Source organism: Betaproteobacteria bacterium, assembly GCA_016713305.1.
Lineage (GTDB): Bacteria > Pseudomonadota > Gammaproteobacteria > Burkholderiales.
Window position 1 is genome coordinate 384741 of the sequence record JADJPK010000008.1, and the last position, 24722, is coordinate 409462.

General features: G+C 68.0%; 20 protein-coding genes and 3 pseudogenes. 8 read left to right on the forward strand and 15 right to left on the reverse strand.

Features of this window, described 5'->3' with window-relative positions; genetic code table 11:
- The first annotated feature begins 90 nt into the window (after positions 1–90).
- Positions 91–618 (forward strand): RNA pyrophosphohydrolase, encoded by a 528-nt coding sequence (locus tag IPK20_11740; protein ID MBK8017312.1) that lies wholly within the window; start codon positions 91–93, stop codon positions 616–618.
- Between the two features lie 92 nt (positions 619–710).
- Here the strand turns inward: IPK20_11740 and IPK20_11745 are convergent, their stop codons facing one another.
- The 12 genes and pseudogenes from IPK20_11745 to IPK20_11800 form a co-directional block, all read right to left on the reverse strand.
- Positions 711–1136, reverse strand: a complete 426-nt coding sequence (locus IPK20_11745) for a barstar family protein (protein ID MBK8017313.1) — start codon at positions 1134–1136, stop codon at positions 711–713.
- Between the two features lie 55 nt (positions 1137–1191).
- Positions 1192–1566: a ribonuclease gene (locus IPK20_11750; GenBank protein MBK8017314.1), complete on the reverse strand. Its 375-nt coding sequence runs from the start codon at positions 1564–1566 to the stop codon at positions 1192–1194.
- Positions 1567–1572: 6 nt separating this feature from the next.
- Positions 1573–2556, reverse strand: a complete 984-nt coding sequence (locus IPK20_11755; protein MBK8017315.1) for an NAD(P)H-quinone oxidoreductase — start codon at positions 2554–2556, stop codon at positions 1573–1575.
- 196 nt (positions 2557–2752) lie between these two features.
- A pseudogene (locus IPK20_11760) lies at positions 2753–4825 on the reverse strand (V-type ATP synthase subunit A).
- Entirely contained in the window at positions 4758–5210 is a 453-nt protein-coding gene (locus IPK20_11765) for a hypothetical protein (GenBank protein MBK8017316.1), read from the reverse strand. Before IPK20_11765 ends, IPK20_11760 begins: the two are co-directional and overlap by 68 nt.
- Entirely contained in the window at positions 5207–5863 is a 657-nt protein-coding gene (locus IPK20_11770; GenBank protein ID MBK8017317.1) for a hypothetical protein, read from the reverse strand. Before IPK20_11770 ends, IPK20_11765 begins: the two co-directional genes overlap by 4 nt.
- Positions 5856–6308: an ATP synthase subunit C gene (locus tag IPK20_11775; GenBank protein MBK8017318.1), complete on the reverse strand. Its 453-nt coding sequence runs from the start codon at positions 6306–6308 to the stop codon at positions 5856–5858. Before IPK20_11775 ends, IPK20_11770 begins: the two co-directional genes overlap by 8 nt.
- Positions 6293–7429: a hypothetical protein gene (locus tag IPK20_11780; protein ID MBK8017319.1), complete on the reverse strand. Its 1137-nt coding sequence runs from the start codon at positions 7427–7429 to the stop codon at positions 6293–6295. The genes IPK20_11775 and IPK20_11780 overlap by 16 nt, the downstream gene beginning before the upstream one ends.
- Positions 7430–8443: 1014 nt before the next feature.
- Positions 8444–9883 (reverse strand): annotated as a pseudogene (locus tag IPK20_11785) (V-type ATP synthase subunit B).
- An 88-nt stretch (positions 9884–9971) separates the two neighbouring features.
- Positions 9972–10673, reverse strand: coding sequence for a TonB C-terminal domain-containing protein (locus tag IPK20_11790; protein MBK8017320.1), 702 nt, complete (start codon positions 10671–10673; stop codon positions 9972–9974).
- Positions 10674–10700: 27 nt separating this feature from the next.
- Positions 10701–11105 (reverse strand): biopolymer transporter ExbD, encoded by a 405-nt coding sequence (locus IPK20_11795; GenBank protein ID MBK8017321.1) that lies wholly within the window; start codon positions 11103–11105, stop codon positions 10701–10703.
- 9 nt (positions 11106–11114) lie between these two features.
- Positions 11115–12938, reverse strand: coding sequence for a DUF2341 domain-containing protein (locus IPK20_11800; GenBank protein ID MBK8017322.1), 1824 nt, complete (start codon positions 12936–12938; stop codon positions 11115–11117).
- Positions 12939–13327: 389 nt separating this feature from the next.
- On the opposite strand from IPK20_11800, the pseudogene IPK20_11805 reads away from it, so the two are divergent.
- The 3 genes and pseudogenes from IPK20_11805 to IPK20_11815 all read left to right on the forward strand — a co-directional run bounded on the left by IPK20_11805 (position 13328) and on the right by IPK20_11815 (position 14985).
- A pseudogene (locus tag IPK20_11805) lies at positions 13328–13447 on the forward strand (DUF2934 domain-containing protein).
- A gap of 484 nt (positions 13448–13931) precedes the next feature.
- Positions 13932–14399 (forward strand): nuclear transport factor 2 family protein, encoded by a 468-nt coding sequence (locus IPK20_11810; GenBank protein MBK8017323.1) that lies wholly within the window; start codon positions 13932–13934, stop codon positions 14397–14399.
- A 7-nt stretch (positions 14400–14406) separates the two neighbouring features.
- Entirely contained in the window at positions 14407–14985 is a 579-nt protein-coding gene (locus tag IPK20_11815) for an NnrU family protein (GenBank protein ID MBK8017324.1), read from the forward strand.
- Positions 14986–15054: 69 nt separating this feature from the next.
- Here the strand turns inward: IPK20_11815 and IPK20_11820 are convergent, their stop codons facing one another.
- Positions 15055–15516 (reverse strand): cupin domain-containing protein, encoded by a 462-nt coding sequence (locus IPK20_11820; GenBank protein MBK8017325.1) that lies wholly within the window; start codon positions 15514–15516, stop codon positions 15055–15057.
- Positions 15513–15929 (reverse strand): hypothetical protein, encoded by a 417-nt coding sequence (locus IPK20_11825; GenBank protein MBK8017326.1) that lies wholly within the window; start codon positions 15927–15929, stop codon positions 15513–15515. The genes IPK20_11820 and IPK20_11825 overlap by 4 nt, the downstream gene beginning before the upstream one ends.
- Positions 15930–16068: 139 nt before the next feature.
- On the opposite strand from IPK20_11825, the gene IPK20_11830 reads away from it, so the two are divergent.
- From IPK20_11830 to IPK20_11845, 4 genes are all read left to right on the forward strand, one after another.
- Positions 16069–19065 carry a PAS domain S-box protein gene (locus tag IPK20_11830; GenBank protein ID MBK8017327.1) on the forward strand — a complete coding sequence of 999 codons (2997 nt, stop codon included), beginning with the start codon at positions 16069–16071 and terminating at the stop codon, positions 19063–19065.
- The gene (locus tag IPK20_11835) at positions 19062–19691 is read left to right on the forward strand and encodes a response regulator transcription factor (protein ID MBK8017328.1); all 630 of its coding nucleotides are present in this window, start codon (positions 19062–19064) and stop codon (positions 19689–19691) included. The genes IPK20_11830 and IPK20_11835 overlap by 4 nt, the downstream gene beginning before the upstream one ends.
- A 220-nt stretch (positions 19692–19911) precedes the next feature.
- Positions 19912–21096 (forward strand): diguanylate cyclase, encoded by a 1185-nt coding sequence (locus tag IPK20_11840; protein ID MBK8017329.1) that lies wholly within the window; start codon positions 19912–19914, stop codon positions 21094–21096.
- 71 nt (positions 21097–21167) lie between these two features.
- Positions 21168–22058, forward strand: a complete 891-nt coding sequence (locus IPK20_11845; GenBank protein MBK8017330.1) for an EAL domain-containing protein — start codon at positions 21168–21170, stop codon at positions 22056–22058.
- A gap of 263 nt (positions 22059–22321) precedes the next feature.
- On the opposite strand, the gene IPK20_11850 is transcribed toward IPK20_11845, so the two are convergent.
- Positions 22322–24721, reverse strand: coding sequence for a hypothetical protein (locus IPK20_11850; protein ID MBK8017331.1), 2400 nt, complete (start codon positions 24719–24721; stop codon positions 22322–22324).
- Position 24722 lies beyond the last annotated feature (1 nt).

Below are 24722 nucleotides of genomic sequence, written 5' to 3' on the forward strand. Positions count from 1 at the left end.
TCGCGACGCAGTGCAACATGGTGCGAGCGTTTCCCGCCGCGGTCTTTTGTGAAAGAATCCGACAGTGGGTTCAAACAATACAACCGGGTCATGATCGATCGCGACGGCTACCGGCCCAACGTCGGCATCGTTCTGGTGAATGCGAGGAACGAGGTGTTCTGGGCCAAGCGGCTCAAGGAACACGCTTGGCAGTTCCCGCAGGGCGGCATCAAGCATGGTGAAACGCCCGAAGTCGCCATGTACCGCGAACTGCACGAGGAAGTGGGACTCGAGCCTGGGCACGTGGAGATGCTGGGACGTACGCGGGACTGGCTGCGCTACGACGTTCCGCGGCACTGGATCCGCCGCGAGCCCCGTCCGCACTACCGCGGCCAGAAACAGATCTGGTTCCTGCTGCGCCTGACCGGGCGCGACACCGACGTCTGCCTGCGCCGTACCGAGAAGCCGGAGTTCGATGCCTGGCGCTGGACCGGCTACTGGATCCCGCTGGATGCGGTGATCGACTTCAAGCGCGACGTCTACACGCGGGCGCTGTCCGAACTGTCCACCTACCTGTCCCTTCACCCGGATCCTCACTGGCTCGAGAGCGCCACAGCCCCCGCAGCCCTGCAGAGCTGACCGACGCAGTGCGCGCCGCCGGGGCCTGGTGAAACCCGTGCCGCGTGAGGGCAGCCGCCTTCACCCGTGCAGGCGGCCGACCACCGCGCCCATCAGGCGGCTTTCACTTCCTCCAGATCCGCCGTCAGTTTGCCGCCGTCCTCCAGCAGCACGATGAACAGCTCGCCGCGAAGCTTCCAGGCCGCGGCGACGTCCCGGAGGATCTCGACCACCGTGTGAAGCGCATCAGGGTCCCGATCCGCCAGGGGGTGCACGGACGAGAGCCGGAGGATCACGCCGCCGGGACCGGGCGGGTTCTCCAGCAGGCATTCCTCCAGCGCGTCCCAGTTGTGGCCGAACCAGTTGGGGAATTCGAAGATGCGGGCGAACGCCTGCAGAAGCTCGGACTTGTCGGCCGGGCCGGACAGCTGGATCAGCCGGGGTGGTTCTGAAGAGGTGGGGGGGATCGTCACGTCATGCCCCACATGCCGGTAGACGCCGCCGGAACGCGTCGCGATGATGTCACCGAGAGTTCTCATGCTGACCTCCTTGCGCTGCGGGACTTCCGGGCCGGAACCGCGCCTGCCGCGACCGTCACGGCTGCCGCTCCACGATGCGGAAGAACGTCGAGTAGTGGTCGGGTGTCCAGTAGGCGTCGACTCCGCCGCCGGTCACGATGCGCCGCGCGCCCCTGTCCCGGCTCCCCGGCGTCGGCACGGTGTATTCCCGGTAGTGGCCGCGCGGCCGGGGCGGCAACAGCCGTTCGCGGTTCGAGAATACGCTGCCGTCCTTGGCGTAGGGATACGGTCCGCCTCGGCGGATGAGGGCGAGCGTCGCGCGGCCTTCCGGCGGCAGCTCTGCCTCCGAGATCTGCAGCAGCGGCAACGGGCGGGCCAGCGCGGGCTCGGCCCCCGCGAACGTCAGGATCGCGGCGAGGACGATCCACCCCAGACGGAAGAGTCGCAGCACGGCGGATTACCGGGCGGTGTCCAGCACGATCTTGCCGATGTGCGTGCTCGACTCCATGAGCGCGTGCGCGCGCACCGCATCGGCCAGGGGAAACACCTGGTGAATGACCGGCTTGATGGTTTTCGCCTCGATGAGTGGCCACACCTTCTCGCGCAGGGCACGGCCGACCTCGGTCTTGTACTCCACCGAGCGCGGCCGCAGCGTGGAACCGGTGATGGTGAGGCGCCGGTAGAGGATGTCGCCCATGTCGAAGGCTGCCTTGCTCCCGCCCAGGAACGCGATGATGGACAGGCGGCCGTCGGCGGCCAGGCATTTCAGCTCGCGCCCCACGTAATCGCCCGCGACCATGTCCAGAATCACGTCGACACCCTTGCCTGCGGTCAGTTCCTTGACCACCGCCACGAAGTCCTCCTCGCGGTAGTTGATGCCGCGTTCCGCGCCGAGCGCTTCGCAGGCCCGGCACTTCTGCGCGCTGCCGGCGGTCACGAACACACGGTGGCCGAAGGCGCGCGCCATCTGGATGGCCGTGACTCCGATGCCGCTGGAACCGCCCTGCACGAGCAGGGTCTCGCCCGGTGCCAGCCGGCCTCGGTCGAACACGTTGATCCACACCGTGAAGAACGTCTCCGGCAGCGAGGCTGCCTCGATCATGGTAAGTCCGGCAGGCACCGGCAGACACTGGCCGGCGGGAGTCGTGCAGTACCGGGCATAGCCTCCGCCGGGCGTGAGCGCGCACACGGCATCCCCCACTTGCCATTGCGTGACGCCTTCGCCCAGACCGACCACCGTTCCGGCGACCTCGAGCCCGGGCAGATCCGACACCCCGGGGGGCAGGGGGTAGAGTCCCATCCGCTGCAGGACATCGGGCCGGTTCACGCCCGCGGCCGCGACGTCGATGAGCACCTCGCCTGGACGCGGGACGGGGAGCGGCCGCCGCACGTATCGAAGCACCTCGGGACCGCCGGGCTGGGCGATCTCCACCGCCCCCATGTCACTGGGTAGTGCCGCCATGAATCGACTCCTTCGTGATCCGCGCGGAGCCGACGCGTGCGCCTGCACACGTTCCGGACCGGACGGTCGAGGGCCCATTGTATCGGCGCGACCCGCCCGTCCGGTGCCTCTCGTGACCGGCGGTTTGCGCGCGCGCGGACTGCCGGTTCCTTGCGGAGGAGGGAGGTGCCGGCGCTCAGGCCGGCAGCCTCCCCTGCGCCTCTTCGACCAGCGCCATGAGCTCGCTGCGTCGTCGCTGGTGCTCCTCGGATCCGGCGTGGCTGTAGTTGAGATTGAGAAGAAGATGGGTGAAGCGGTCGAACAATGTCTGCGCCTCGGCCTTGCCGGACACCGCGTAGCGTGGTGCGACGACATCCCGCAGCAGCAGCAGCGCGTCCTTCTGCCGTTCGAGCGCCGTGGAGACATCCACGGGGTCGTAGGCGTTCTGCTGCAGGAATACGGCATCCACCAGACGAGCCTTGAGGTGCGCCACGAAATCGTCGAGGCTCACGCCTTCCTCACCGGTGACGTGCATCATCTGTTCGATGTCGTGTCCCTGGCGCAGCAGATCGAGCATCACCGCGACGGCGGCGATCCAGTCGGGCCCCATCTGCTCGCGCCGCCACCGCTCGAGCTGTTCGGTTGTCCGGGACCACGACAGCAGCGGATCCACCGCAGGGTAGAAGCGGCGGTAGGCGCGCTCGGCGGAAAGACCCAGGAACGTCTTCACCGTGGCGAGCGTGGCTTGCGTCACCGGTTCGTCGAAATTTCCACCGGCCGGCGAGACCGTTCCGATCATCGTCACGCTCCCCTCGGTTCCATCCTGCCGGCGAACGATGCCTGCACGCTCGTACAGCGCGCGAACGGCCGAATCGAGGTAGGCAGGAAACGCTTCATCCCCCGGGATCTCTTCCAGCAGTCCGGAGATCTCCCGCAGCGCCTGCGCCCAGCGGGAGGTGGAATCAGCGATCACCAGTGCGTTCAGGCCCATGTGCCGGTAGTACTCGGCGATCGTGACACCGAGATACAGCGACGATTCGCGCGCCGCGACAGGCATGGAGGAGGTATTGCAGATGAGCACCGTCCTTTCCATGAGCGTGCCGCCGGTCCTGGGATCCGGCAACCGCGGAAGCTCCGTGATCGTCTCCACGACTTCCCCGGCGCGCTCGCCGCAGGCGACGATCACGACCACGTCGGCCGCCGCGTAGCGCGATCAGATTCTGCAGCACGGTCTTGCCCGCGCCGAACGGCCCCGGAATGCAGGCGGTGCCCCGGCGCGATGGGAAAGAACTGTCGATGAGACGCATCGTCGTGACCAGGGGCCGCTCCGGGAGATTCTTTCGGCGGTTCCGGCCGGAAGCATGGGCGCCCGAAGGACGGCGGATCGGCCAGCGCTTGGCCAGGAGATTTCCCGGCGCTGTTCTCCATCCGCTTCCAGCACCGCGACGATGTCCGCGACGCGCACGCGTCCGCCGCCAAGCGTTGCGACACGCATCGGTCTGGCGAGATCGGTCGGTGCAAAGATGTGGTGGCGCACATGACCTTCCTGCACGTGGCCGATCGTCTCTCCTGCCCGGATGGTCGCGCCCGCCGCTACGGCCGGCTCGAAATGCCACAGGCGGTCCGCGTCCAGTGCGTCGGCCCGGGCACCGCGCTCCAGGAAGTTGCCGTGGTGCGCGCTCAGGACGTCGAGCGGATTCTGCAGGCCGTCGTAGACCTGGCCCAGCAGGCCTGGACCGAGCGTGGCCGACAGCAGTTCACCGGTCAGGTCGACCGCCATGCCGACGCGAATACCGCGTGTGTCCTCGAAGACCTGCAGATCGGCCGTCGCGCCGCGCACTCGCAGCACTTCGGCCTGCAGCCGGCGGCCGCCCACGTGAATGTAGGCCACTTCGTTCTTGATCACGCGCCCCTCGCCGGCCCGGATCCGGACGAGCGCCTCCTTCACGCCCGTCACCACTGCCTGTGCCCCGATCACGCGTACGGCCCCAGGTGTCCGGCGATCGTGCGTGCGATCTCCCGCTCCAGACGTGCAGCCGCTCGTCCTTCGTCCTGGCGAAGCCACCGGTCGGCGATGTCCCACTTGAACAGGTAGACGAGAACTGCGTCGAATGCGAAGGCATGATCCATGGGCAGGGAACCCAGGTGGTCCCAGACCAGCCCCATCAGCAGCCCTTTCCAGCGCCGCGGTGTCGTTCGCTTCAAGCAGGGCGCGCGTGTGGAACCCAGGGAAACCACGCTTCGAGCCTGTGGTTGCGTTCGGTCGCATGCCTTGCCGCGTAGGCCGTCCATGCAGGCACGCCCCACTCCGGGCCCGGCATTGCCTGTCCAGAGCACTGCCGCCTGAGCGCGGCCATCACCGTGCGGATGGCGAGCCGGAATTCGGCGAACGAACAGAGCAGGCCCGAGGGATGCCGTGCACGCAACTCACGGAAATGCGACAGCACTGCTTCGTCCGTGTTGTCCGCGGGCTGCCGCTGCCATGCCAGAAAATCCAGTGCGGACTCGGTCACGGCCCGATCGTCGGGATGCAGCAGCGTCAGCCGGTCGCGCAGTCGATCTGCGGAAATCGGCAGGCGAACCAGCGTGTCGAACCGGGCGAGGTGAGGCAGGCTGGCCACCAGCAAGTAGTACTGGCGCTGCGCGGTGGTCATGGGCGGGCGTCCTCCTGCAGGAGCGAACGGTATCGGGGCAGCAGCCGGTCGAGGAGCATCGCCGCGACCGAGTCGGGCGAGATGTCCACCTCCACAGTTCCCGCCTCGAGGCGCACGCGCACTCCGGCGGAGTTGCTGCGCGCCACCTGCATCTCGATGCCGCAGGTCAGGAGTTCCACGACCAGCGCGCTTACGTGGGCGTCGAGAACGTCCGGTGCCGACGGCTCGGGATCGCTGTGCGGTCCGGCGAGCTCGATGCCCACCGCGCCCCGAAGGCCGCAGGCGATCGCGCTCCGCGCGACTTCGTCGACGATGCCTGCGAGGGCATCCCGCTGCTCGAGGCGTTCCTTCACGAGTCTGCGGACCAATTGCCCGAACAGCGCCTCCAGATCCTGGCGGAGTTGCAGCAGCGCATCCCGATGCGCAAGGCGAACGGCTTCGCGGGCCGAGCGGCGGTCAGCATCCGCCTGGACGCGTGCTGCCGCGACGATCTCCGCGGCTTGCGCACGAGCCGAGTCCAGCAGCATCGCGGCCTCGCTCTGGGCCCGCGAAACGATGCGGGCCTGCTCCTTCTCGCCGCGCTCGACGCCTTCCTCGTGCAGGCGCCGGATCAGTTCCTCGACGCCACTTTGCCGTGCGCGCGCGTCAGCCACGGCCGATGCCCTGGATGAGCACCAGCGCGAAGGCCAGGGCGAACACGGCGAATCCCTCGACGAAGGCGGCAGGGGCCACTGACAGACCGAAGACTTCGGGTTTGCTCTTCGACACCTGGATGGCCGACGCACAGCAGTTGCCCTGCTGGACGGCGCTGACCATCTGGGCCAGGCCCGACAGCACGCCGATGACGAACAACGCCGTCCCGTTCCCGGCGGTGACCGGCCGCTGTAGCGCGAGCATCACCACGATGCCGTAGATCGCCTGCGACGCGGGCATCGCAGCGATGCCGATGAACCGGCCATGGCCGGATTCCGTCTCGAGGAGCGCCCCACAGGCTGCCTGCCCGGCTCGCGCACAACCGAGGATGCTGCCGATGGCAGCCAGCACCATCGCGCCGTAGATTCCGGTCCAGCCCATCGTCAGTGTCAGGATGTCCGCCATGGCTCACTCTCCGTTCTCGCGAATGCCCGGAACGGTCGACCTTCGCTCCAGACGGCCCAGTTGAAGAATTCGATGAAGTTGAGTCTCAGGCCGTGGACGATGCCGCCCGCGACGCCGAGAACCAGGTTGAGTCCGTGCCCGACGATCGCGATGATCCCGGCGAGAATCGGCCCTGCCGCTCCTGCGGTGCCGGACACGCCCGCTGCGAGATCGTTGAAGGCTGCGCCCAGCGATGCACCGGCGAACCCGAGCGCGAAGAGGCGGAGGTAGCTCAACGTGTCTCCGAGCGCACCCACCACACGCGTGACGCCCAGCAGACCGTCCACGAGCCGATGGCGCCAGTCGGCCGAGTCGCCGGCCGTGAGAAGCACGGTGGCGAGTCCGAAGACGATGGTCAGCGTCCCGGCTGGCTTCAATGCATCGACGGACATGCCACGGCCGGCCCACATGACGGCCGCACCCAGAAAGACGAGCACCCAGCCGATGGCGGTTCGACCTGCGGGTTGGCCCCGGCGGTGCCAGGCCACCATGACGTTGGCGGTCACGAGGTGCACGATGCCCAGGCAAAGCGAGATGACCAGCAACGTGCCGGCGTCGCCCGCGTCCACGGCGACGAGCCTCGCCGTCCAGGTTCCGGGCGCCGGCGAGCTTCCGAACCAGCTGCCTACGGCCACACCCCAGACGAACGAAACCCCTGTCGCGAGCGCTGCCAGTGAGCGCAGCCGCCGTCCCGATTCCGTGCGTCCGATCCGGCGCCACAGCACCGCCAGCAGTCCGGCGAGTAACAGCCCATAGCCTGCATCCGACAGGATCATGGCGAAGAACAGCGCGAAGGCGCCGGCTACGAATGCGCTCGGGTCCCAGCCGCCATAGCCGGGAACCAGATAGAAACCGGTGAGATCGCGGCCTGCCGCCAGAACACCCCGGGAATCGAGCAGTGTCGGCGGATCGTCTTCCGCAGTTGCCGGAGCGGTCGTGAGGGCGAATCCATGGCGCTGCGCGCAATCATGCAGAGCCCCAGCAGCGGTCCGCGGCGCCCATCCGCGCAGGGCGAACACGGCCGGGGTCACCCTGCCGGCATCGTTCAAGGCCGCGCGGTCCTCCAGGCGTATTACGTTCAACCGGTTGAGTTCCTCCAGCCACCGCGCAGCGCGGCGCGCTCGATCGAGATCCTCGATCTCATCCTCCGGCGCTCCAGTTCCTCTTCGAGCCGGGCAGGGACCTGGCGCCAGCGTGCGTACGCTCGCCGGGAATGCCCCGCGGCTCCTCGGCCGAACGACGACGCTCACGAAGTCAATGGTCTCGATAGACCACCGCCACGGCTCGCTGCGGATTCCAGGCCGTCGAGCATGTGCGGGGACGATGTAGAACCACAGGCGCAAGTCGCCGGATGCGCTGCGCGGTCGGGCGCTGAAGTCTCCCCAGGCGCCAGGTCCCGGATCCGGCAGCGCAGGCCTTGACGCTCGTCAGCGAGCCTCTGCAGCCGCGCCTGATCTCCAGCGCCCGGGCCACTGACGTCGGCGGCGAAATCTCTGGCCGGCGGTGACCAGGCTCGCGCGGAGGAACGCAGGGCCTCGGACGCGCCCTCTGTTGTCCACCCGCTGCACGACCTCGGCCGCGCCGAGCTGACTCAGATGAAGGCAGCCCAGACGTCCTGCAGCTCCGTCAGGGGATCGGGCTTGTCGCGCAACAGCCTGCGTCGTACTGCGACCTTCAGCGGAACGATGCTCATGGCCAGCTGGCCTTCTCGCCGGGACGACTCCGCGCCTTGGCGATCTTGGCCCGCACCATCGCGACGCGCTCCGCGTCGCCAAGCGCAATCTTGATCCGCCGGATGTCCGCGCGCCTGCGAGGATCAGCACCCCCTTGAGCAGGTTCGCCCTCTGGATGCGCGGCCGAGGGCTGCGGTGAGTCGCGACGCGCTCCGTCCGGACGGCCGCGACCTCCGGTCCATCAATCGCTGAGCTCTGTCCGATGTGTTATCCACCCAGTGCGGCCGGGCCAGCATGCCATAGTCCAGACCCGCGTGTGCACCGGTCGGCGGCAGCCGGGGCAGCAGCGTGCCGAGCAGGTCCACTCCGTGCCCCACGCGCTGACCCGGACCAGGTTGTCCAGCGTGATCTCTTCGTTGGCCATCATCGGCACCGCGGAGGCCGCCACTGCTGCGAGGGCTCGGCGCCGATCCAGGAGCGCCCCGAGCGCCCTGCGCTCCGAGGCCAGCTCCGTGGCGAGCTGCCGCCGCTTGAGATCCAGGGAAGGCAACGCGGGCGGTAGAGCAAGTCGCGCCGGCGCCGGAGCGAGCCCTTCTTGAGCGCCAGATCACGCATCCCCCGGCGCTCCCTCGCGGCGGCAGATCGGGCCGAGGACTTGTCGATGAGCGACTGCCGGATGCCGATCTGCTGCGGTTCGAAGCACTCTGCCAGCGTCTGCCAGCAGCGATCGAGTGCCGCTTCCAGCCCCATCGCGGCATCGATGCGCATGAAGCGGTCGCGGAACATGCGCCCGAACGCCAGCAGCTGCCGGTCGAACGCCGACAGCTCGAATGCCATGGCGCGCTTGCGCTCCGCGTCCTCGGCCGCGGCGTAGAGACGGATCATCGCGTTTGCCACCTGACCATGATCGTCGCGCGTCACCTTGTCACGACGTGCTTCAGGCCGCGACAGCGAGCCGAACGGATCGAGGACGCCGCCATGCAGGTAGTACTGCCCTCGGTGATGTAGCCGGTGTTATCCGGCACCGGGTGGGTGACATCGTGGCCCGGCATGGTGGTCACGGAAAGGATCGTCACCGAACCCGCATCGCGGAACTGGCAGGCTTTCTCGTATCGCCGCGCCAGACGCGAATACAGATCGCCGAGGTAGCCTCGGTTGGACGGCACGCGCTCCATGGTGATGGCAATCTCCTTCATCGCGTCCGCGTAGGCCGTCATGTCGGTGAGCAGCACCAGGACCCGGCGGCCCCGGATGGCGAAGTTCTCGGCCACGGCCAGCGCCATGTCGGGGACCAGCAGGCGTTCGACGATGGGGTCGGACGCGAGATTGACGAACATCACGGTGCGCGAGAGCACACCGCGGTCATCGAACGCCATTCGGAACACGTGGAAATCGTCGAAGGAAAGCCCCATCCCCCCGAAGACGACGACGTCGGCGTCCGCCTGGAAGCCGACACGGGCCAGCAGCGCGTTGTACGGCTCGCCCGGCACGGAAGATGGAGATCTTCTGGCTCTCGACGAGGCTGTTGAACACGTCGATCATCGGAATGTCGGTGCGGATCATCCTCTGAGGCACGCGCCGCATGACCGGGTTCACCGACGGGCCGTCGATGGCGATCTCCGGCTGGTCGCCCAGACCGGGGCCGCCGTCCCTGGGGACGCCCGTTCCTCCGAACACGCGTCCGAGGATGTGCTCCGAGAAGCGTGCCTTCAGCGGCGAGCCGGTGAATCGCACGCCCGCCGCGGTGGATAGACCGCGGGTGCCCTCGAACACCTGCAGCGTGACGATGTCGCCGTCCAGTTCGATCGCACGGGCGAGCGAGCTCGCCCCGTCGGGATTCTCGATGATCGCCAGTTCGTCGATGGCCCGCCGGGCGCCCGCACGCGCACGATGTCTCCCACGATGTCGCGCAGGCCGCGGAAGACGAGGGGGCTGGACGCCGACATGCGATTCACCCGGTCCTGCGTGACTGCAGCCGCAGAACGACCGGCTGAGGCATGCTTTCGGGAGGGACGTCCTGCATCGGCGGCAGCGATTCGAGCGCGCGCTCGATTCGTCGGTCCAGATCGGCGTCGCCGGTGTTCTGGCGGAAACGAAGCCGCGAAAGCCGGCCGTCCTTCGCGATCCAGACGCTGACCACCGCACGGAACTCCTCCTTCCGTAGATCGGGCAGCGACATCAGCTCATCCGTCAGGAAGCGCTCGAGCTGCGACGTGTACGAGGCATATTCCAGCAGGGGATTGAGGCGACCCGATCGGCTCTTGTCGTCCAGGTTCTCGCCGATGGTGGTGATGTCTCTCCCACCGCGCCGGGCCGCCAGGCCGAACGAATCACCGACCGCGCCGCCTTCCTCGTTCACGCCGAGCTGGTCGCCGGGCGCGGGCGCTTCCTGGGGTGCGTCGCTGGGACTCTGGACGATCTTCTCGACGTCCTCCTCTTCCACCTCGGCCGGCTTTTCCGGCTCCGGCTCCTTCGGCTTGGGCGGAGTCCGCTCCGGGTTCAGCAAGGCCACGCGCTGCGCGGAGGACCGCTTCTGCGTCTGATCGCCCAGCAGGAGGTCCCGTCCGTAGACCGCCGCCAGGGCTACCGCCGCGACGACCCCGGCGCGAAGCGCGAGCCGCCAGGGCCGCCCGAGCGGATGAGCCTCATCCACGGGACCGCTCCGTCGCGGCGGGCCGCTTCATTTCACGAGCGCCTGCGTGACCAGGCCGAGCTGGGTGATCTGCAACCGTTTCATCACGTCCAGGACTTCGATCACGCGCTGATACTGGATCTGCGCATCGCCCTTCACCACGACGGGCAGCGTCGGATCGGCGGCACGAAACTGGCGAAGCTTGTCCTCCAGTTCGGCCACCGTGACCACGGCCGTGTCGAGGTATATCCGTCCGTCGGCCGTGATGGTCACGGCCTTGGTGCGGGGCTTTGCGATGGAGGGCGCCGCACTGGCCTTGGGCAGCGTCACGGATATGCCCTGAACGGTCGCCGTAGCCATCACGATGAAGATGATGAGCAGGTTCCAGGCGAGATCCATGAGCGGGGTCAGATTCAGCTCGTCGTAGATCTTGTTGTCGTGGCCGAAACGCATGGCGCCTCCTTATGCCTTCCGGTAGCTGCGCGCAATGCGGCTGAGCAGCTCGTTGCTGAACAGTTCCATCGCCGTCGTGAGGGCGCGGATCCGCAGTGCCAGAAAGTTGTACGCGAACATCACGGGGATCGCCACGACGAGACCCGCCACCGTCGTCGTGATCGCCGCAGCGACTCCGGGTGCGATGGTGTTGACGTTCACGTCGCCCTGCATGGCGATGGTCGCGAAGGTGACCATGATGCCCACCACGGTTCCGAGCAGCCCCAGGAACGGAGCGCCGCTGACGGAGAGCGTGAGCATCACCATGTTCTTGTTCATCCGGTTCGCCTCCTCGACCATGGCGGAGTCGATGGCCGCCTTCACCACATCCATGTCGGAAGCGTCCATGCCGGCGTGAGCAGGTGACTCGGCCGCCAGCGACTTGCGGACTTCACCGATGGCTGCGGCATACATGCGGAACAGGCTCGAGTCCCGGAGAACGCCGCCTGCTTTCGGCGTCGAATCCGCGGAGGAGGGATCGCTGCCCGCCAGCGCGGCCAGATCGCCCTGCAGATCGCGAAACCTGCCGAGAAATCCGGCATTGGCGTTCTCCATGCGCCGCAGCAGTCGAGCCTTGACGATGATCGCCTCCGTGCTGAGGAAGCCCAGAATCACGATGAGGCCGATGATCACCCAAGCGTCACGGCTCACCGCGCCGGCCAGGACGCGCAGCAACGCCAGATACTGCCCTCCGTCTGCCTGTGCCTCGTCCTGACCGTATTCCACGATCCGCGCGTCCGGCCCGTGGCCGAGCGCCGCGAGCCGGATCCAATCCTTGCTGCGGGCAGTCCTGGAAAATTGCAGTTCGTCGAGATCGCCGGAGAAGCCCGGTATCTCCGCAATGGCGCCCACGGTAACGGGTCCCGCCAGCTCGGGGAGCTTTGCCGCCACGGCTGCCACTTCCTCTCCATCGACGTAAACCGTGAGCCGGTCCGATGCGGTCACCGCCACGTGGTGCCAGGTTCCCGGCGAGAGGCGGTCGATCGACGGCGTTTCGATCTGCGAACCCGGAGCACGGATGCGGGCCTGAAGGGACGCGCCCTTGACGTCGATCACGAATTCGCCGTCGTTTCCCGCGAGAGTGAGAAGACGCCCGCCGCCATCCAGCGTGGAAGTCTTGATCCACGCGGTGATGGAAAGCGCGCCGCCTGCCGCAACCTTCAAGGCAGGCTTTGCCGGGACCGTGAACGAGGAGGTGGCGGCAAAGCGCAGCGCATGATCGATGGCGCCCTCCGCGATCGAGGCTGCGGAAGAGTTCTGCGCGCCGTTCTGGTAGGCGGTGGAATCGACCGGTGCGGACTCGTTCTGCGCGAAGTGGTACGCGGCAGTCTGCGCGTCGTCGAAAGTGCCCGCCGCGTCCGCCCCGGCGGGCGCGTTCGGATTTCCGTAGTAGAGCCACACGACGTCGTTGTCCGTCTTCTGGTGCAGCCTGGGCACACGCACCCAGACGAGCGCAATGCCGTTCAGTCCGTCGAAGCGCTCCACATGGAACTTGAGAGGTGTCTTGTCGTCGCCGGCGACAAAACGGAGATCCTCGCCGTTCTCCTTGGCGTCGACGAACGGAAAGTTGCCTGTGTGCAGACGCACGAGCACAGGCGCCTCGTCCACGGGCCCGGAGAGCGCCGCGCCGTCACGCGCGGTGTGAAGCGTGATCTTCTTGCGATACGACCAGTCCGCATTCCACCATGCGAAGGCGGAGACCGGCGCCAGCATCGAGACCGTGGCGACCAACGCGAGAATTGCCACCAGTACAGACGTCCAGCGTGAATTCGTCGGGGTTCGTGCGAGACTCATGGAGTCGTCCTCGGGCGGGGCGAACGTTCGTTCAGGGATGGGTCCGGTGCGTCGATTGCAGATCAATTCTGTGGATGGAATGACATCCGGATTTGCGCTGCGTCAAGACAACTGCACGCTTGGCCAAGCGGCGTATGGGAAATGTCGATAGGGTGACACCGCGCTCCCATGAGAATGGTCTGTACGGATCAAGTGGGGCGCACGGGACTGTCACACGTGTGCGGACCGGTCGGAGATGAAGGGTCGCAAGCGCCTGAGGACCGCAACGATGAGTGCGTCAGGGAACGGAAATCCGTTGACTTTGGTCAATTCCAGGATCGTTGCGAGCCGTGAAACTTGCGCCCGCGCTCGATCCTGCGCACCGATCAAATGCAACCTGGAGGCGACAAATGACTGACGAAAAATTTCATCGCATTCGCGAGATGGCCTATCGGATCTGGATGGACGAGGGCTGCCCTCACGGACGCGACATGGACCATTGGCTGCGCGCCCAGTACGCCGTGGACAGCATCGGCTCCGAATCGCCCTACGCGACGTCGACGTCGGTGACGGAAGTCCTCATTGGCGCGGAAGAAGCGGCGGAGGAGCGGACGAGGGTGGCGTTGGCGCGCCCCGGTCCGAAGACCACTGCGCGTAAGCGCGCATCCGGTTCGTCCCCGCGACGAACTGACCTCGCAGAGGCGCGGATCTCCCCCTGCGTGTCCGCATGCGGGAGGTCTGCCGCTGCCTTTCGTCCAGGAGGTCCGGTGCCGGACGTCGGCCCCTGTGAATACTCGCTCGGGCGTCCCGCCGACAGGGCTTCACCGGTCCTCACCGCAGCGCCGCCGCTCCGAGAACGGGGCGCCGCCGGCGTGGGCCGGCTCGGCGAAATTTGCATCCCACCCTTGTGGTCCGTCTTGTCATCGCGCCATTCCGGCTGCCACGCGATCCGTGTACATTCCCCGGACCGGCCCTGGAGTACGGGCCGGCCACTCGTCCTCGCGGAGATGTTCCATGACGCTGCTGACCACTCTGAAAGATGTCTTCCGCCCACCGATTCTCCCGGCCGTGCAGCCAGGCACCGGTGTGCAGGTGTGCTTCGGCACGGTCACGGTGGAGGAGGCGCTCGCGGCGGAAGCCGCGCGATACGACGCCCAGACCGCCAACGATTTCGCCGCCATGGAGCGCCTGTTCGGAGACGACCTCGTGTATGTCCACTCGAGCACGAACGTGGACACCAAGGCGAGCTTCATCGAATCCATGCGCTCGGGCGCTGTTCGCTATCGCCGCATGACACTGGGCGACGTCACGGTGCGAATCTATGGCGGTGTGGCGATCGTCTCGGGTGCCGCGAACTTCGATGTGACGGCCAACGGGCAGGAACTGTCGCTCTCTCTCATGTTTCACAGCATCTGGGCCCAGCGTCCCGCCGGCCTGCAGTTCGTGTCCTGGCAGGCGACCCGTCTTCCCGCCAGGGCGTGAGACCGCCATGGCCTGGCTGATCGCGGGGCTGGTCGTCTTTCTGGGCGCGCATTCCGTCCGGATCGTCGCGGACGGCTGGCGTTCACGGCGCATCGCGGCGATGGGAGAAGGGCCCTGGAAGGGGCTGTTCTCGGTGGTTTCCCTGGCGGGTTTCGTGCTCATCGTCTGGGGCTACGGCCAGACGCGCATCGATCCCGTGGAACTGTGGCAGCCGCCTCGCTGGACGGCGCACGCGACGGCGCTGCTCACCCTCCTGGCGTTCGTCCTGATCGCCGCGGCGAATGTTCCCGGCAACCACTTCAAGCAGGTGCTCGGTCATCCCATGGTCGCGGGAGTGAAGCTCTGGGCGTTCGCGCATCTGCTGTCGAACGGGCGGTTGGGCGATGTGGTGCTGTTCGGGGCCATTCTCGTCTGGGCGATCGTGGACTTCGCCTCCGCGCGGCGACGCGATCGTGCGGCCGGCAGGCGCTATCCGGAGGGCCGCGCGGGCAAGGATGTCGCGGCCGTCGTCGCTGGCGTCGCCGTGTGGGCGGTCTTCGCGTTCCTGCTGCACGGACCGCTCATCGGCGTGCGTCCGTTCGGTTGACCGTCCGGGCGTGAGGCCCGCCGCGCGGACGCGCGGCACGGCGGTGGGAAAGTCCGGGGACTGGTTTCGTCAGGGGCTCGGGCCAGGGGTCGCGGGGCCTGACTGCGCCTCTTGCCGATCGTTCCCCTGGAATTGCGGGTCCCACGGACCCATCACCACCTCGGCATCGCCGTCGCCCGACCAGGGCGGCATCGTGATGCCGTAGGCGACGAGCGGTTCGTCGCCCTCACAGCGAAACTGGAATCGGGTGCCGCGGGGAATGGTCACGCACAGTTCCGGCTCCAGGTCCGTCCAGAGTTCGATCCGGCCATCGTCGCGCCACATTCGTCCGCGGCCGCTCACCACGACCCAGATCTCGTCCGCCGACGCGTGCACGACCGCGCGGGAGAGGGCGCCTGCCGGGAGCTCGAATCTCGCCATCGATCCGTGTGGCGTGCGTCCGAGCGGATGCACGCGTGAACCGTCCGGCGCACGTTCCGGCAGGACATCGCGCACGTGAACGCTCGACGGTGCCGGGCCGGATTCGTTCACTGCGCCGCGGGCGGGTTCGAGGAAGGCAGCGCCTTGTCCACGCATTCCTTCACGGCGCTCCAGCCGTTGCGCCCGATTTCTTGGATGCAGCGGTCGATCAGCGGTTCGGCGCGGCGGGGATACTTCTCCAACGCCTGCGCGGCAGGAAGATCGCGGCGGATGCATTCGTGCACGGCCTGCTCGCCCCATTCGCCCATCTCGTGGATGCAGCGCGAAGGAACGAGGGACGCATAGTCGGCCGCGCAGGCCTGGAAGGCCACGAGGGCCGATGCGAAGGCGGCGTATCGCATCCGGCGTGAGCCCCCTGCCGGCTGCTCGGGACATCGCGCTGCGAAGGAGAGTCTTGCCGGACGGGCAATTGCATCGTGCCCCGGTGGCCAGCCGTCCCGGTGGGTCGAGCGTCGATCGGTCATGCCTTCCTCCTTGACCCGATCAGCATAACGCATGAGACCTTCCGGCAGTCTTGACAGAGATGGGGAGATAATTGGCCCAGGAATCGTCCAGCGGTGTTTCCCCGGGGTGGGGAAACGGGCAGCACGGAGTGGCGGTGACGTGACACACAAGAACGAGAATGCGGGGCGCGACGGCGTCCCGGGATCGGCTCCCGCGGATGCGCTCGCCGTGCTGCGGACGCTGGGCGCCTGCAGCTACAGCCATCGTCCGCTGACTGGCGAACTGCGGTGGGCCTGCGGACCGGATGATCTGTGCGGACATCCGGCGGAGACCCTGCCGTCTGCCGTGAGCGGCTGGCTGGACCTCGTCCACGAGGCCGACCGGTTGCGGGTCAAGTTGCACTTCGATCTCCTCGGATCAGGGCCGGATGCCCCGGCTGTCGACTATCGTGTGCGCAGGCCGGACGGCACCTTCGACCAGGTTTCCGACCGGGCGGCCGGACACGCCTCTGCATTCGAACCTGGAGCCGCGGAAGCGCGGGTCGTGCGCGAGATCACCGTCCGCCATCGAGGCGACGAGGCGTGCGAGGCCATGCAGGATCTCCTGCTGCGAACCCTGGACGCCATGTCCGATGGTTTCATGATCCTCGACCGGCAATGGCGCTACCGCTACGTGAATCCGCGCTGTGCGCAGATTCTGCGCCGTCCCGTCGACGAACTGGTCGGCCGCTGCATGTGGGATCTGTATCCCGATGCGTACGATCTTCCCTTCGGCCGGGCCTGCCGGGAAGCCATGGAGACCGGCCAGCCGGCCACCGTCGAGAATTTCTATCCGGGCATGGGCGTGTGGTTCGAGAACCGGATCCTGCCGTCTGCGGACAGCCTTCACGTCTATTTTCGCGACGTGACCGAACGCAAGCGGATCGAGGCCGAGAAAGACAGCGCCACCACCGCCATGCAGGAACTGGATACGAGGCTCCAGCTCGCCCTCGAGGTTGGCGAGTTCGGTTACTGGTCGTTCAACGTGGAGACGAGGCACGGCCAGCTCTCCCCGGAATACCGCAGACTGCTGGGGGATCCGGATGAGCCGCTCGACCACTTCGACCAATGGTTGGAGCGCGTCCATCCGGAGGATCGCGCCGGGATCCTGCAGACCGAGGCGCGTCTCCTGGCACTTCCGGACGGCGAGCGCGCCGACGTGGAATACCGCATCCTTCACCGCGACGGCAGTTACCGGTGGTTCGCGGCGCGAGCGCGTGTCCTGGCGGGTCAGGTCGATCGACCGTCCCTCTTCGGCCTCGTGCGCGACTTCACCTCCGAACGCAGCGAGCAGACGGAGCGGTTGCGCACGGAACGTCGCCTGCAGGACGTCCTCGCCGGCATCCGCGATGGCTTCATCGTGCTCGACGCGCAGTGGCGTTATGCGTATGTCAACGACCGCGCCTGCGAGCTCCTCCAGCGCAGCCGCAACGAACTGCAGGGCCGTGTTCTCTGGGATGTGTTCCCTCAAGCCCGCAGCCTGCCCTTTCACGCGGCCTGTCATCGGGTGCGGGATTCCGGCCGGGAGGAGCGCATCGACCAGTATTTCGCCGTCACCCAGACCTGGTATCGCAACCATATTCATCCCACCGCGGACGGCGGGATCGCCATCTTCCTCGAGGACATCTCCGAGCTGAAGCGCAACGTCGCCCACATCGAGATGGAGCAGGAACGCTGGGCCGCGGCGTTCGATCAGGCGACCGTGGGCTTCGTGATCGTGGACGGCAACGGGCTGCGCTCGCGCGTCAATCCTCGCATGTGCGAGCTGGCAGGGCGTCCTGCGGAGCAACTGGTCGGCTCGCCGGTGTGGGACGTGACGCACCCTGACGATGCCGGACTCGAGAAGGCGCTCTGCGCCGATCTCCACGCAGGCCGCGTGCCTTCCATCGCGTACGAGAAACGCATGCTGCGGCCCGACGGCAGCGTGGCATGGGCGAAGATCAGCAGCACCATGGTCCAACCGGGCGCCGGCCGGGACAAGTTCGAATTGCGCGTGCTGGTGGACATCACGGAGCGCAAGGCGGCCGAGGCGGCGCTTCTCGAGGAGCGCGCCCGGCTCGCCGCCACCTTCGAACAGTCCGCCGTCGGCGTGTCGGAGTCGTCGATCGACGAGTGCATCCTGCGCGTGAACAAGCGCTTCTGCGAGATCGTCCGGCGTACGGAAGAACAGATGCTGGCGACGTCACCTCCCGAATTGACGCATCCCGACGATCGCCAGCGCCGCCGTGCGTTGATGGACGAACTGCTCAGTGGCAAGCTCAAGCGCTTCAGCGACGAGCGCCGCATGCTGCGGCCCGACGGCAGCGAGGTGTGGGTGTCGGTCAACACGTCCCGCGTCGAACCCGGAGATGGCCGCCCGCCGTACTTCTCGTCGATGATCACGGACATCTCGGAACTGAAGGACACCGAGCGGCTCCTCAAGGACTCCCACGACCGCCTCGCCCGCTTCACCGAACAGATCACGCGCGCGATGGAGCAGGACCGGGTGCGCATCGCACGGGAGATCCACGACGAGCTGGGGCAGGCGTTCAGCGGGCTCAAGATGGACGTCGCCTGGCTGCGCCGGCATCTGAATCCGGGCGGGGCGCTGGAGATCGAGCCGCTCGATGAGCGTCTCGGCGCGATGGCGGATTTCATCGACACGACCGTGGGCACTGTCCGCCGCATCGCCACGGAACTGCGCCCCGCGGCGCTCGACACGCTGGGTCTCGCCGCGGCCTTCCGCGGTTATGCCCAGCAGTTCCAGGCACGCACGGGCATCCGCTGCGAGGTCGACGCCGAGGACGTCGCGCTGGACGACGACCGTGCCACCGCTCTTTTCCGGATCTTCCAGGAGGCGCTGACCAACGTGGCGAAGCACGCGAAGGCCACCGTGGTCCGCATCCGCCTGGAGCTGGCGGGAGACCGCGTGCGGATGACCGCGGCCGATGACGGCCGGGGGTTCGATCCCGGGACGCTGCGCACACCCCGCACGTTGGGAGTGCTGGGCATCACGGAACGCGCGGGCCTCCTGGGCGGCGTCGCGCAGATCGCTTCCAGGCCTGGCCAGGGAACCGTCGTGACGGTGGTCGTGCCCGTCCGCGCCGAGTCCGGTCAGGATCCGGCGCCGGCGGCATGAGGTTTCTCGTCGTCGACGATCACCCGCTCATCCGGCGCGGAATCCGGCAGCTGCTGGAAGAGGCATACGTCCAGGCGGAGGTGGCAGAGGCCGATTCCGGCGAGGCGGCGCTCGATGAGCTGCGCAGGCAGCGCTTCGATCTCGTGATCCTCGATCTGTCGCTCCCGGGCATGTCCGGGCTGGACGTGCTGGCGAAGGCCATCGAGCGCCGGCCTGATCAACGCGTGCTCATGCTGAGCATGCATTCCGAGACGGAACTGGGCGTGCAGGCGCTGAGGCTCGGGGCCCGCGGCTACATCACCAAGGACAACGCCACCGAGCAGCTCTTCGGTGCCATCTCCAAGATCCTCGGCGGCGGGCGCTTCATCACCGCCGAACTGGCCGAAGTGCTGGCGGACAGGCTCGCCATGCCGCCGCTCGCCCTCCCGCACGAGGCGCTTTCGTCCCGCGAATTCCGGGTGATGCGCATGCTCGCCGCGGGTCAGACGCCCACCGAGATCGCGCAGGCGCTGGCATTGTCGGTCAAGACCGTGAGCACCTACCGTTCGCGCATCCTCGACAAGATGGGGCTGCAGAACAACGCGGATCTCACCCGCTACTGCCTCAAGCACACGCTGATCGACTAGACCTGCTCCCGCCACGCGGTGTGTTCGCACCGGCCGGCGATTCTTTCCGCAGGCCTCCCGGCGGGCGCTGCCGCGGATACCTGTAGGAATCCGCCTACGCCGTCCCCGGCGGTCTCCCACATCGCATCGCGACTTGCACCGATGGGCGCGCGCGGCCGTTGCGCCGATAGTGCCTCCCATGGAAACCCGCGCAAGCCGGCGGGAGCAAGGGAGACGATCGGTGCGTACGTACGTGGTGGCAAGCAATCTCGCGACGAAGTCGCGGCTCGTCAAGCGGGTGGTGACTTCACCCGGCGCGTGGCTCGTGGGCAGTTCCAGCGACCCGCGCGAGGCCGTGGACGTCGCGCAGACGACACAGCCCGAGGTGATCGTCGCGGGCATCGAACCCGAGCAGACGGTCGATCCGTGGATGCTCTCCGAGATCCGCAACTCCGTGCCGGGCGCGATGATCGTCGCCGTCGTCGACGATCCGGCAGGGGTTCTCGCCCAGTACTGTCGCGCGGCCGGGGCCGACCACGTCATCGATTCGCGCGATGACCGCGAGGGGCTGCATCGTGTTCTGGCGTCCGTCGTGGCCCAAGCCAGGACCGAGAAGCCGCACGACACGCCGACAGACCCGCGCGCCGAACCTGCCGAAACCGTTCCTGGCATCGATCCCCATGAAACGTCCCGGGCGCTTGCCGAACTGCGCCAGGTGTCGGTCGACGACTGCGACGCGATCCTGTGCGACATCGTGTCCGCCACCCGGCGCGTGACCTTCGTGTCGCTCGGAGCGGAGCGGCTGCTGGGCTTCAAGCTGGAGTGGTGGCTGCAGAACCCGAATTTCTTCCGCGACGTGATGGAGGAAGAAGACCGCGAGGGCGTGTTCAGGCTGCTCGACATGGTGGCGGCCGACGGTGCGAGCAGGACGCTCGAACTGCGCATGAATACCGCCAACGGCGGCTCGGTCTGGCTCAAGGGACGCGCCATGCGCGCGGGAGCGGACAAGGGTTCGGGCACGGTGCGCTGCTTTCTCACGGACATCACCGAATTCAAGCTGGCCCAGGCGCGGCTTGCCGCCGCGACGACCCGCGACCCGGTGACCGGGTTCATCAACCGGACCGCGCTCAAGGAACTGCTCGGTCAGAAGATCGCGGAGGCAGGCCGGCGCGGGGAATCCGTGGCCGCGCTGATTCTCACCATCGACCGCTTCCGCCTGCTGCGCGATTCGCTCGGGTCGGAAATGAGCGATCAGGTGCTGATCGGGCTGGGAGGACGTGTCCGGTCCGCGCTGGGGAGGCGGACATCCTGTGCCGCCACGGCGACGACGAATTCGCGATCGTTCTGGACGACGCCCGCGGCGACGAGAGCATCGCCTGCATCGCGACCCGGCTGTTGCGGGGCATCGCCGATCCGATCGAGATAGGGGCAGAGGAATTCCGCCTGACCTGTTCGATAGGAATCGCCCTGTGCCCGCCCAACGGCCGGGACGCCGACATGCTCCTGCGCTCCGCCGCGGCGGCGGCCTACGTCGCCCGGCATGGCGGCGGCAACGCCTTCCGCTTCTTTGCCCCGGACATGAACGATCGTGCCGAACAGAGGTTCGGCCTGGAACGCGATCTCAGACGCGCCATCGAACGGGGCGAGTTCGAACTCAACTATCAGCCTCAGATGGACGCGGAGGGCACGGCTCTCGTGGGCGCGGAAGCGTTGCTGCGATGGAAGCATCCGCAGCGCGGCGAGATCGAACCGTCCCGGTTCATCCCGCTGGCCGAGGAGGTCGGGCTCATCACGGACATCGGCGAGTGGGTGGCTTCGGAGGTGACCCGGCAGATGGCGCTCTGGTGGCGCGACGGACTGGCCGTTCCCCGTGTGGCGATCAACGTGTCCTGCGCGCAGTTTCGCAACGGGTTCGTGGATCACCTCGCTCTCTGCCTGGAGGAGCACGGCGTCCGGCCCGACCGCATCGAGGTCGAGATCACCGAGAGCCTGATGATGGAAGACCTGCCCGAGGTTTCGCGCGCCATGGCCCGTCTGCGCGCCATGGGGGTGCGCATCGCCATCGACGATTTCGGCACCGGCTATTCATCCCTTGCGGTCCTGCAGAGGCTTGCCCCGGATGCGTTGAAGATCGACCGCCAGTTCGCGGATTCCGTGGACACCCATCCGGCGGGAGGCGCGATCGTCAAGGCGATCGTCGGAATGGCCGATGCGCTGGGCCTCGAGGTCGTCGCGGAGGGGGTGGAGACACAGGCCCAGTTCCGCTCTCTCGCGCAGCTCGGATGCACGCTGTTCCAGGGGCGCCTGTGGTCCATGCCGGCTTCCGCCGCGCAGTTCGGGGCGCGCTTTCTCGGATCGTCGCCGATGGAGGTGCCGGTGCGCGCGTAGCTCCATTTTCCAGTGCCTGTCGCCAGCTCACTCCCTCTCGAGCCGGCGACAGGCCCCGGAGTGCCGGAGTCGGCGACGCAGGCCGAGTCCGTACCGGCACGGCCGGAGACGCATGCAGCATGTCTCCGGTGCTCTCTCGTGACGACGCTCTGCGCCGTGCACCGGTGAACCGTCTGCCAACGGCGAACCGGTGTGCGGGCGTCACGAGTCTTCCCGAGCGTTCCCGAGCCTTCTCTTTCGCTTCTGCCCGCGGCGCCGCCGCGCTACTGCCTCTGCCACTGGGACGCGCCGCTGTCCATGGTGAGCTGCAGGATGTCCGTGCGCGCGCCCGACGGGGAATCCGGCTCGGCCGGGCGGATCCGGTAGGTACCCAGCGTCGTATGCCCCGACTGGTCGGTCATCAGCAGCCGTCCTGCCGTGGCCTGGATGCGGCCGTGAGTCAGCACGCGCCCCTCCGAACGGATGTCGTAGCTGCCTGCCGCCTCGATCTCCAGCGAGATGCGGCGCCGCTGGCCGCGGGGGTCGGCGATCTCCGTCACCCACGTTCCGGCGAGTGCGGCATCCAGGCCGGACCCGGGTTCGGGAATCGGCGCGGACGGTGTCGCGGATGGCGCCGAGGCGGCAGGTGCCGGCGGTGTCCTGGGAGACAGTGTGCGAGGCAGCGATGATGTCCCCTGCGTCGCGGCTTCCGGTGCGCGTACGGGTTGAGGCGGTGGAACTGCGACGGCTTCCTTCGGTGCGCCGGCCGCGGCCGTCGACGGCAAGGGACGGGGCACTGCCGTTGCAGGTGGGCCGGCGTCAGCCGCTCGCGGCAGCGCCGGGGGCCGAGCCGCCGGGACAGGTGGCAGGCTCGAAGCCTGGGCGGACTGCGCGGCGGACGCCTTCAGCGAGGCCAGGCTGACCGGAACCGACGCACCGGATACCGGCAGGACGGCCGTGTAGACGAGCGCATCGGACTCCGCCGGGTCGAGCCTGCCCATCAAGGCGGCATGATCGCGCCGGAGCGCCGTGATCTCCGCCGATGCACCGCGCGGTTCGAGCCACTGCGCGAGCAGCGGCCGCAGACGCAGAATCAGACCCGAATCGGCGGCGGAACGCGGCAGCCCGGCGGCGGCCATACCATCGTCCATCGCCAGGCGGGCTTCTTCCAGGGCCAGCGCGGCCCTTGCGGACACGATGGCCTCCGCCGTCTGCCCCGCCGCCTGATGCGCCACGGCGCGATAGGCATCCAGTCGAGGTTCGTCCGGGACGTTCCGCTTCGCTTCGGTCAGCAATGCGAGGGCTTCGTCGATCCGGCCGCGCTCGATGCGGTCCCAGACGCGCTCGAGATCCCACGCCACTGTCGTGTGCAGGAGCCTGGCGGCCGCTGAGCGGGCGCGCAGCAGTGCGTCCTCCTGACCATGCGCGGCCAGCACGTCGATCAGCGCTCCATGCGCCTCCAGGGATCCCGGTTCCCGCTGCACTGCCTTCTGCAGGACGGCGAGCGCGTCCGCCGGACGGTTCCGGGACAGCCAGATCTCCGCCTGGAACACCTCGGCTTCCACGCGTCCCGCTCCCGCCTGCGCCGCTCGCTGAAAGAGCGTGGCGCTCTCTCGCCTCGAAGCGGCTGCCTTGTTCTCCAGCGTGTCGGCGAGATGAAGGTCTCGGCTGCCCGGCGCGGGACACGGTGCCGGAGACAATTCGCCCGGACGCGGTGCGCGTGCGGTGCCCGGCCGCGTCGCGGTGCAGACCGGCACCCGCAGCGAGCGCGCCTGCTGCGTCCAACGGGCGATGCGCTGCTGACGGATCCAGGCGAGCGCGCGGGCAGCCTCGGGCGAGTCGCCCGCGCCCTGGAGACGGCGGACGAACTGATCGGCAGGATCGTCCTGGCCCAGCCGGGACAGCGCCACGGCCTTGAGTGCCAGCGCCCGTACGTGTCTCGCATCGATCTTGAGCGCTTCGTCGGCGGCCGCGCGTGCGGCGAGGAGTTCCTCGTACTCCGCCGCCCAGGGACGCCATGGCATCTGCGCGCCTGCCGGGGGCGGGGCTTCGCTTCGCTGCCGCACATTCGATTCCCGCACGAGAAATTCCGCGAGATCGACGTACCGCTCGACGTTGGCGGGTTCCGCACGCGCGGCGGCCGCCAGCTGGCCCAGGCGGTCCTGGTACCACTCCTCGTAGCGCCGGTGGTGGCTCGCAGCGGAACGCAGCAGCGCGCCCCCGAGCGAGCGCAAGCGGTCTGCGGGCTCGCCGGCGGCGGCGGCCCGGTCCAGGTCCGCACGCCTTGCCTCGGGAGTCGCGGCTCCGTCGTCGCGGGCGGATTCGAGCGTGAGCAGTTCGCCGGCCTGCGCCGCCGCCTTGGGATCGAGGGCCTTGAGCGCTTCGAGATCGAGCTTCGCGCGGGTGAAGTCACCGGTGCGTGCCGCGGCGATCGCCCGGCCAGCATGCGCCTGCAGGAGCAGCGGATCCTGCACGAGCGCTTCGGTGAAGAGGCGGCGGGCGGTGGCGGGCCGGCCCAGCGCCAGCCAGCACTGCGCCCGGGCATTGAGCGAGACGGCGTCGGGCGTCGCGGCCGGGGCAGGCGCCGCCGCCAGGAGGCGTTCGCAGTCGCCGGCGGCGGCGATCGCGAAGGGTGACACGAGGCAGGTGAGGGCGGCGAACGCGAGCCGCGGAACGATGCGCATG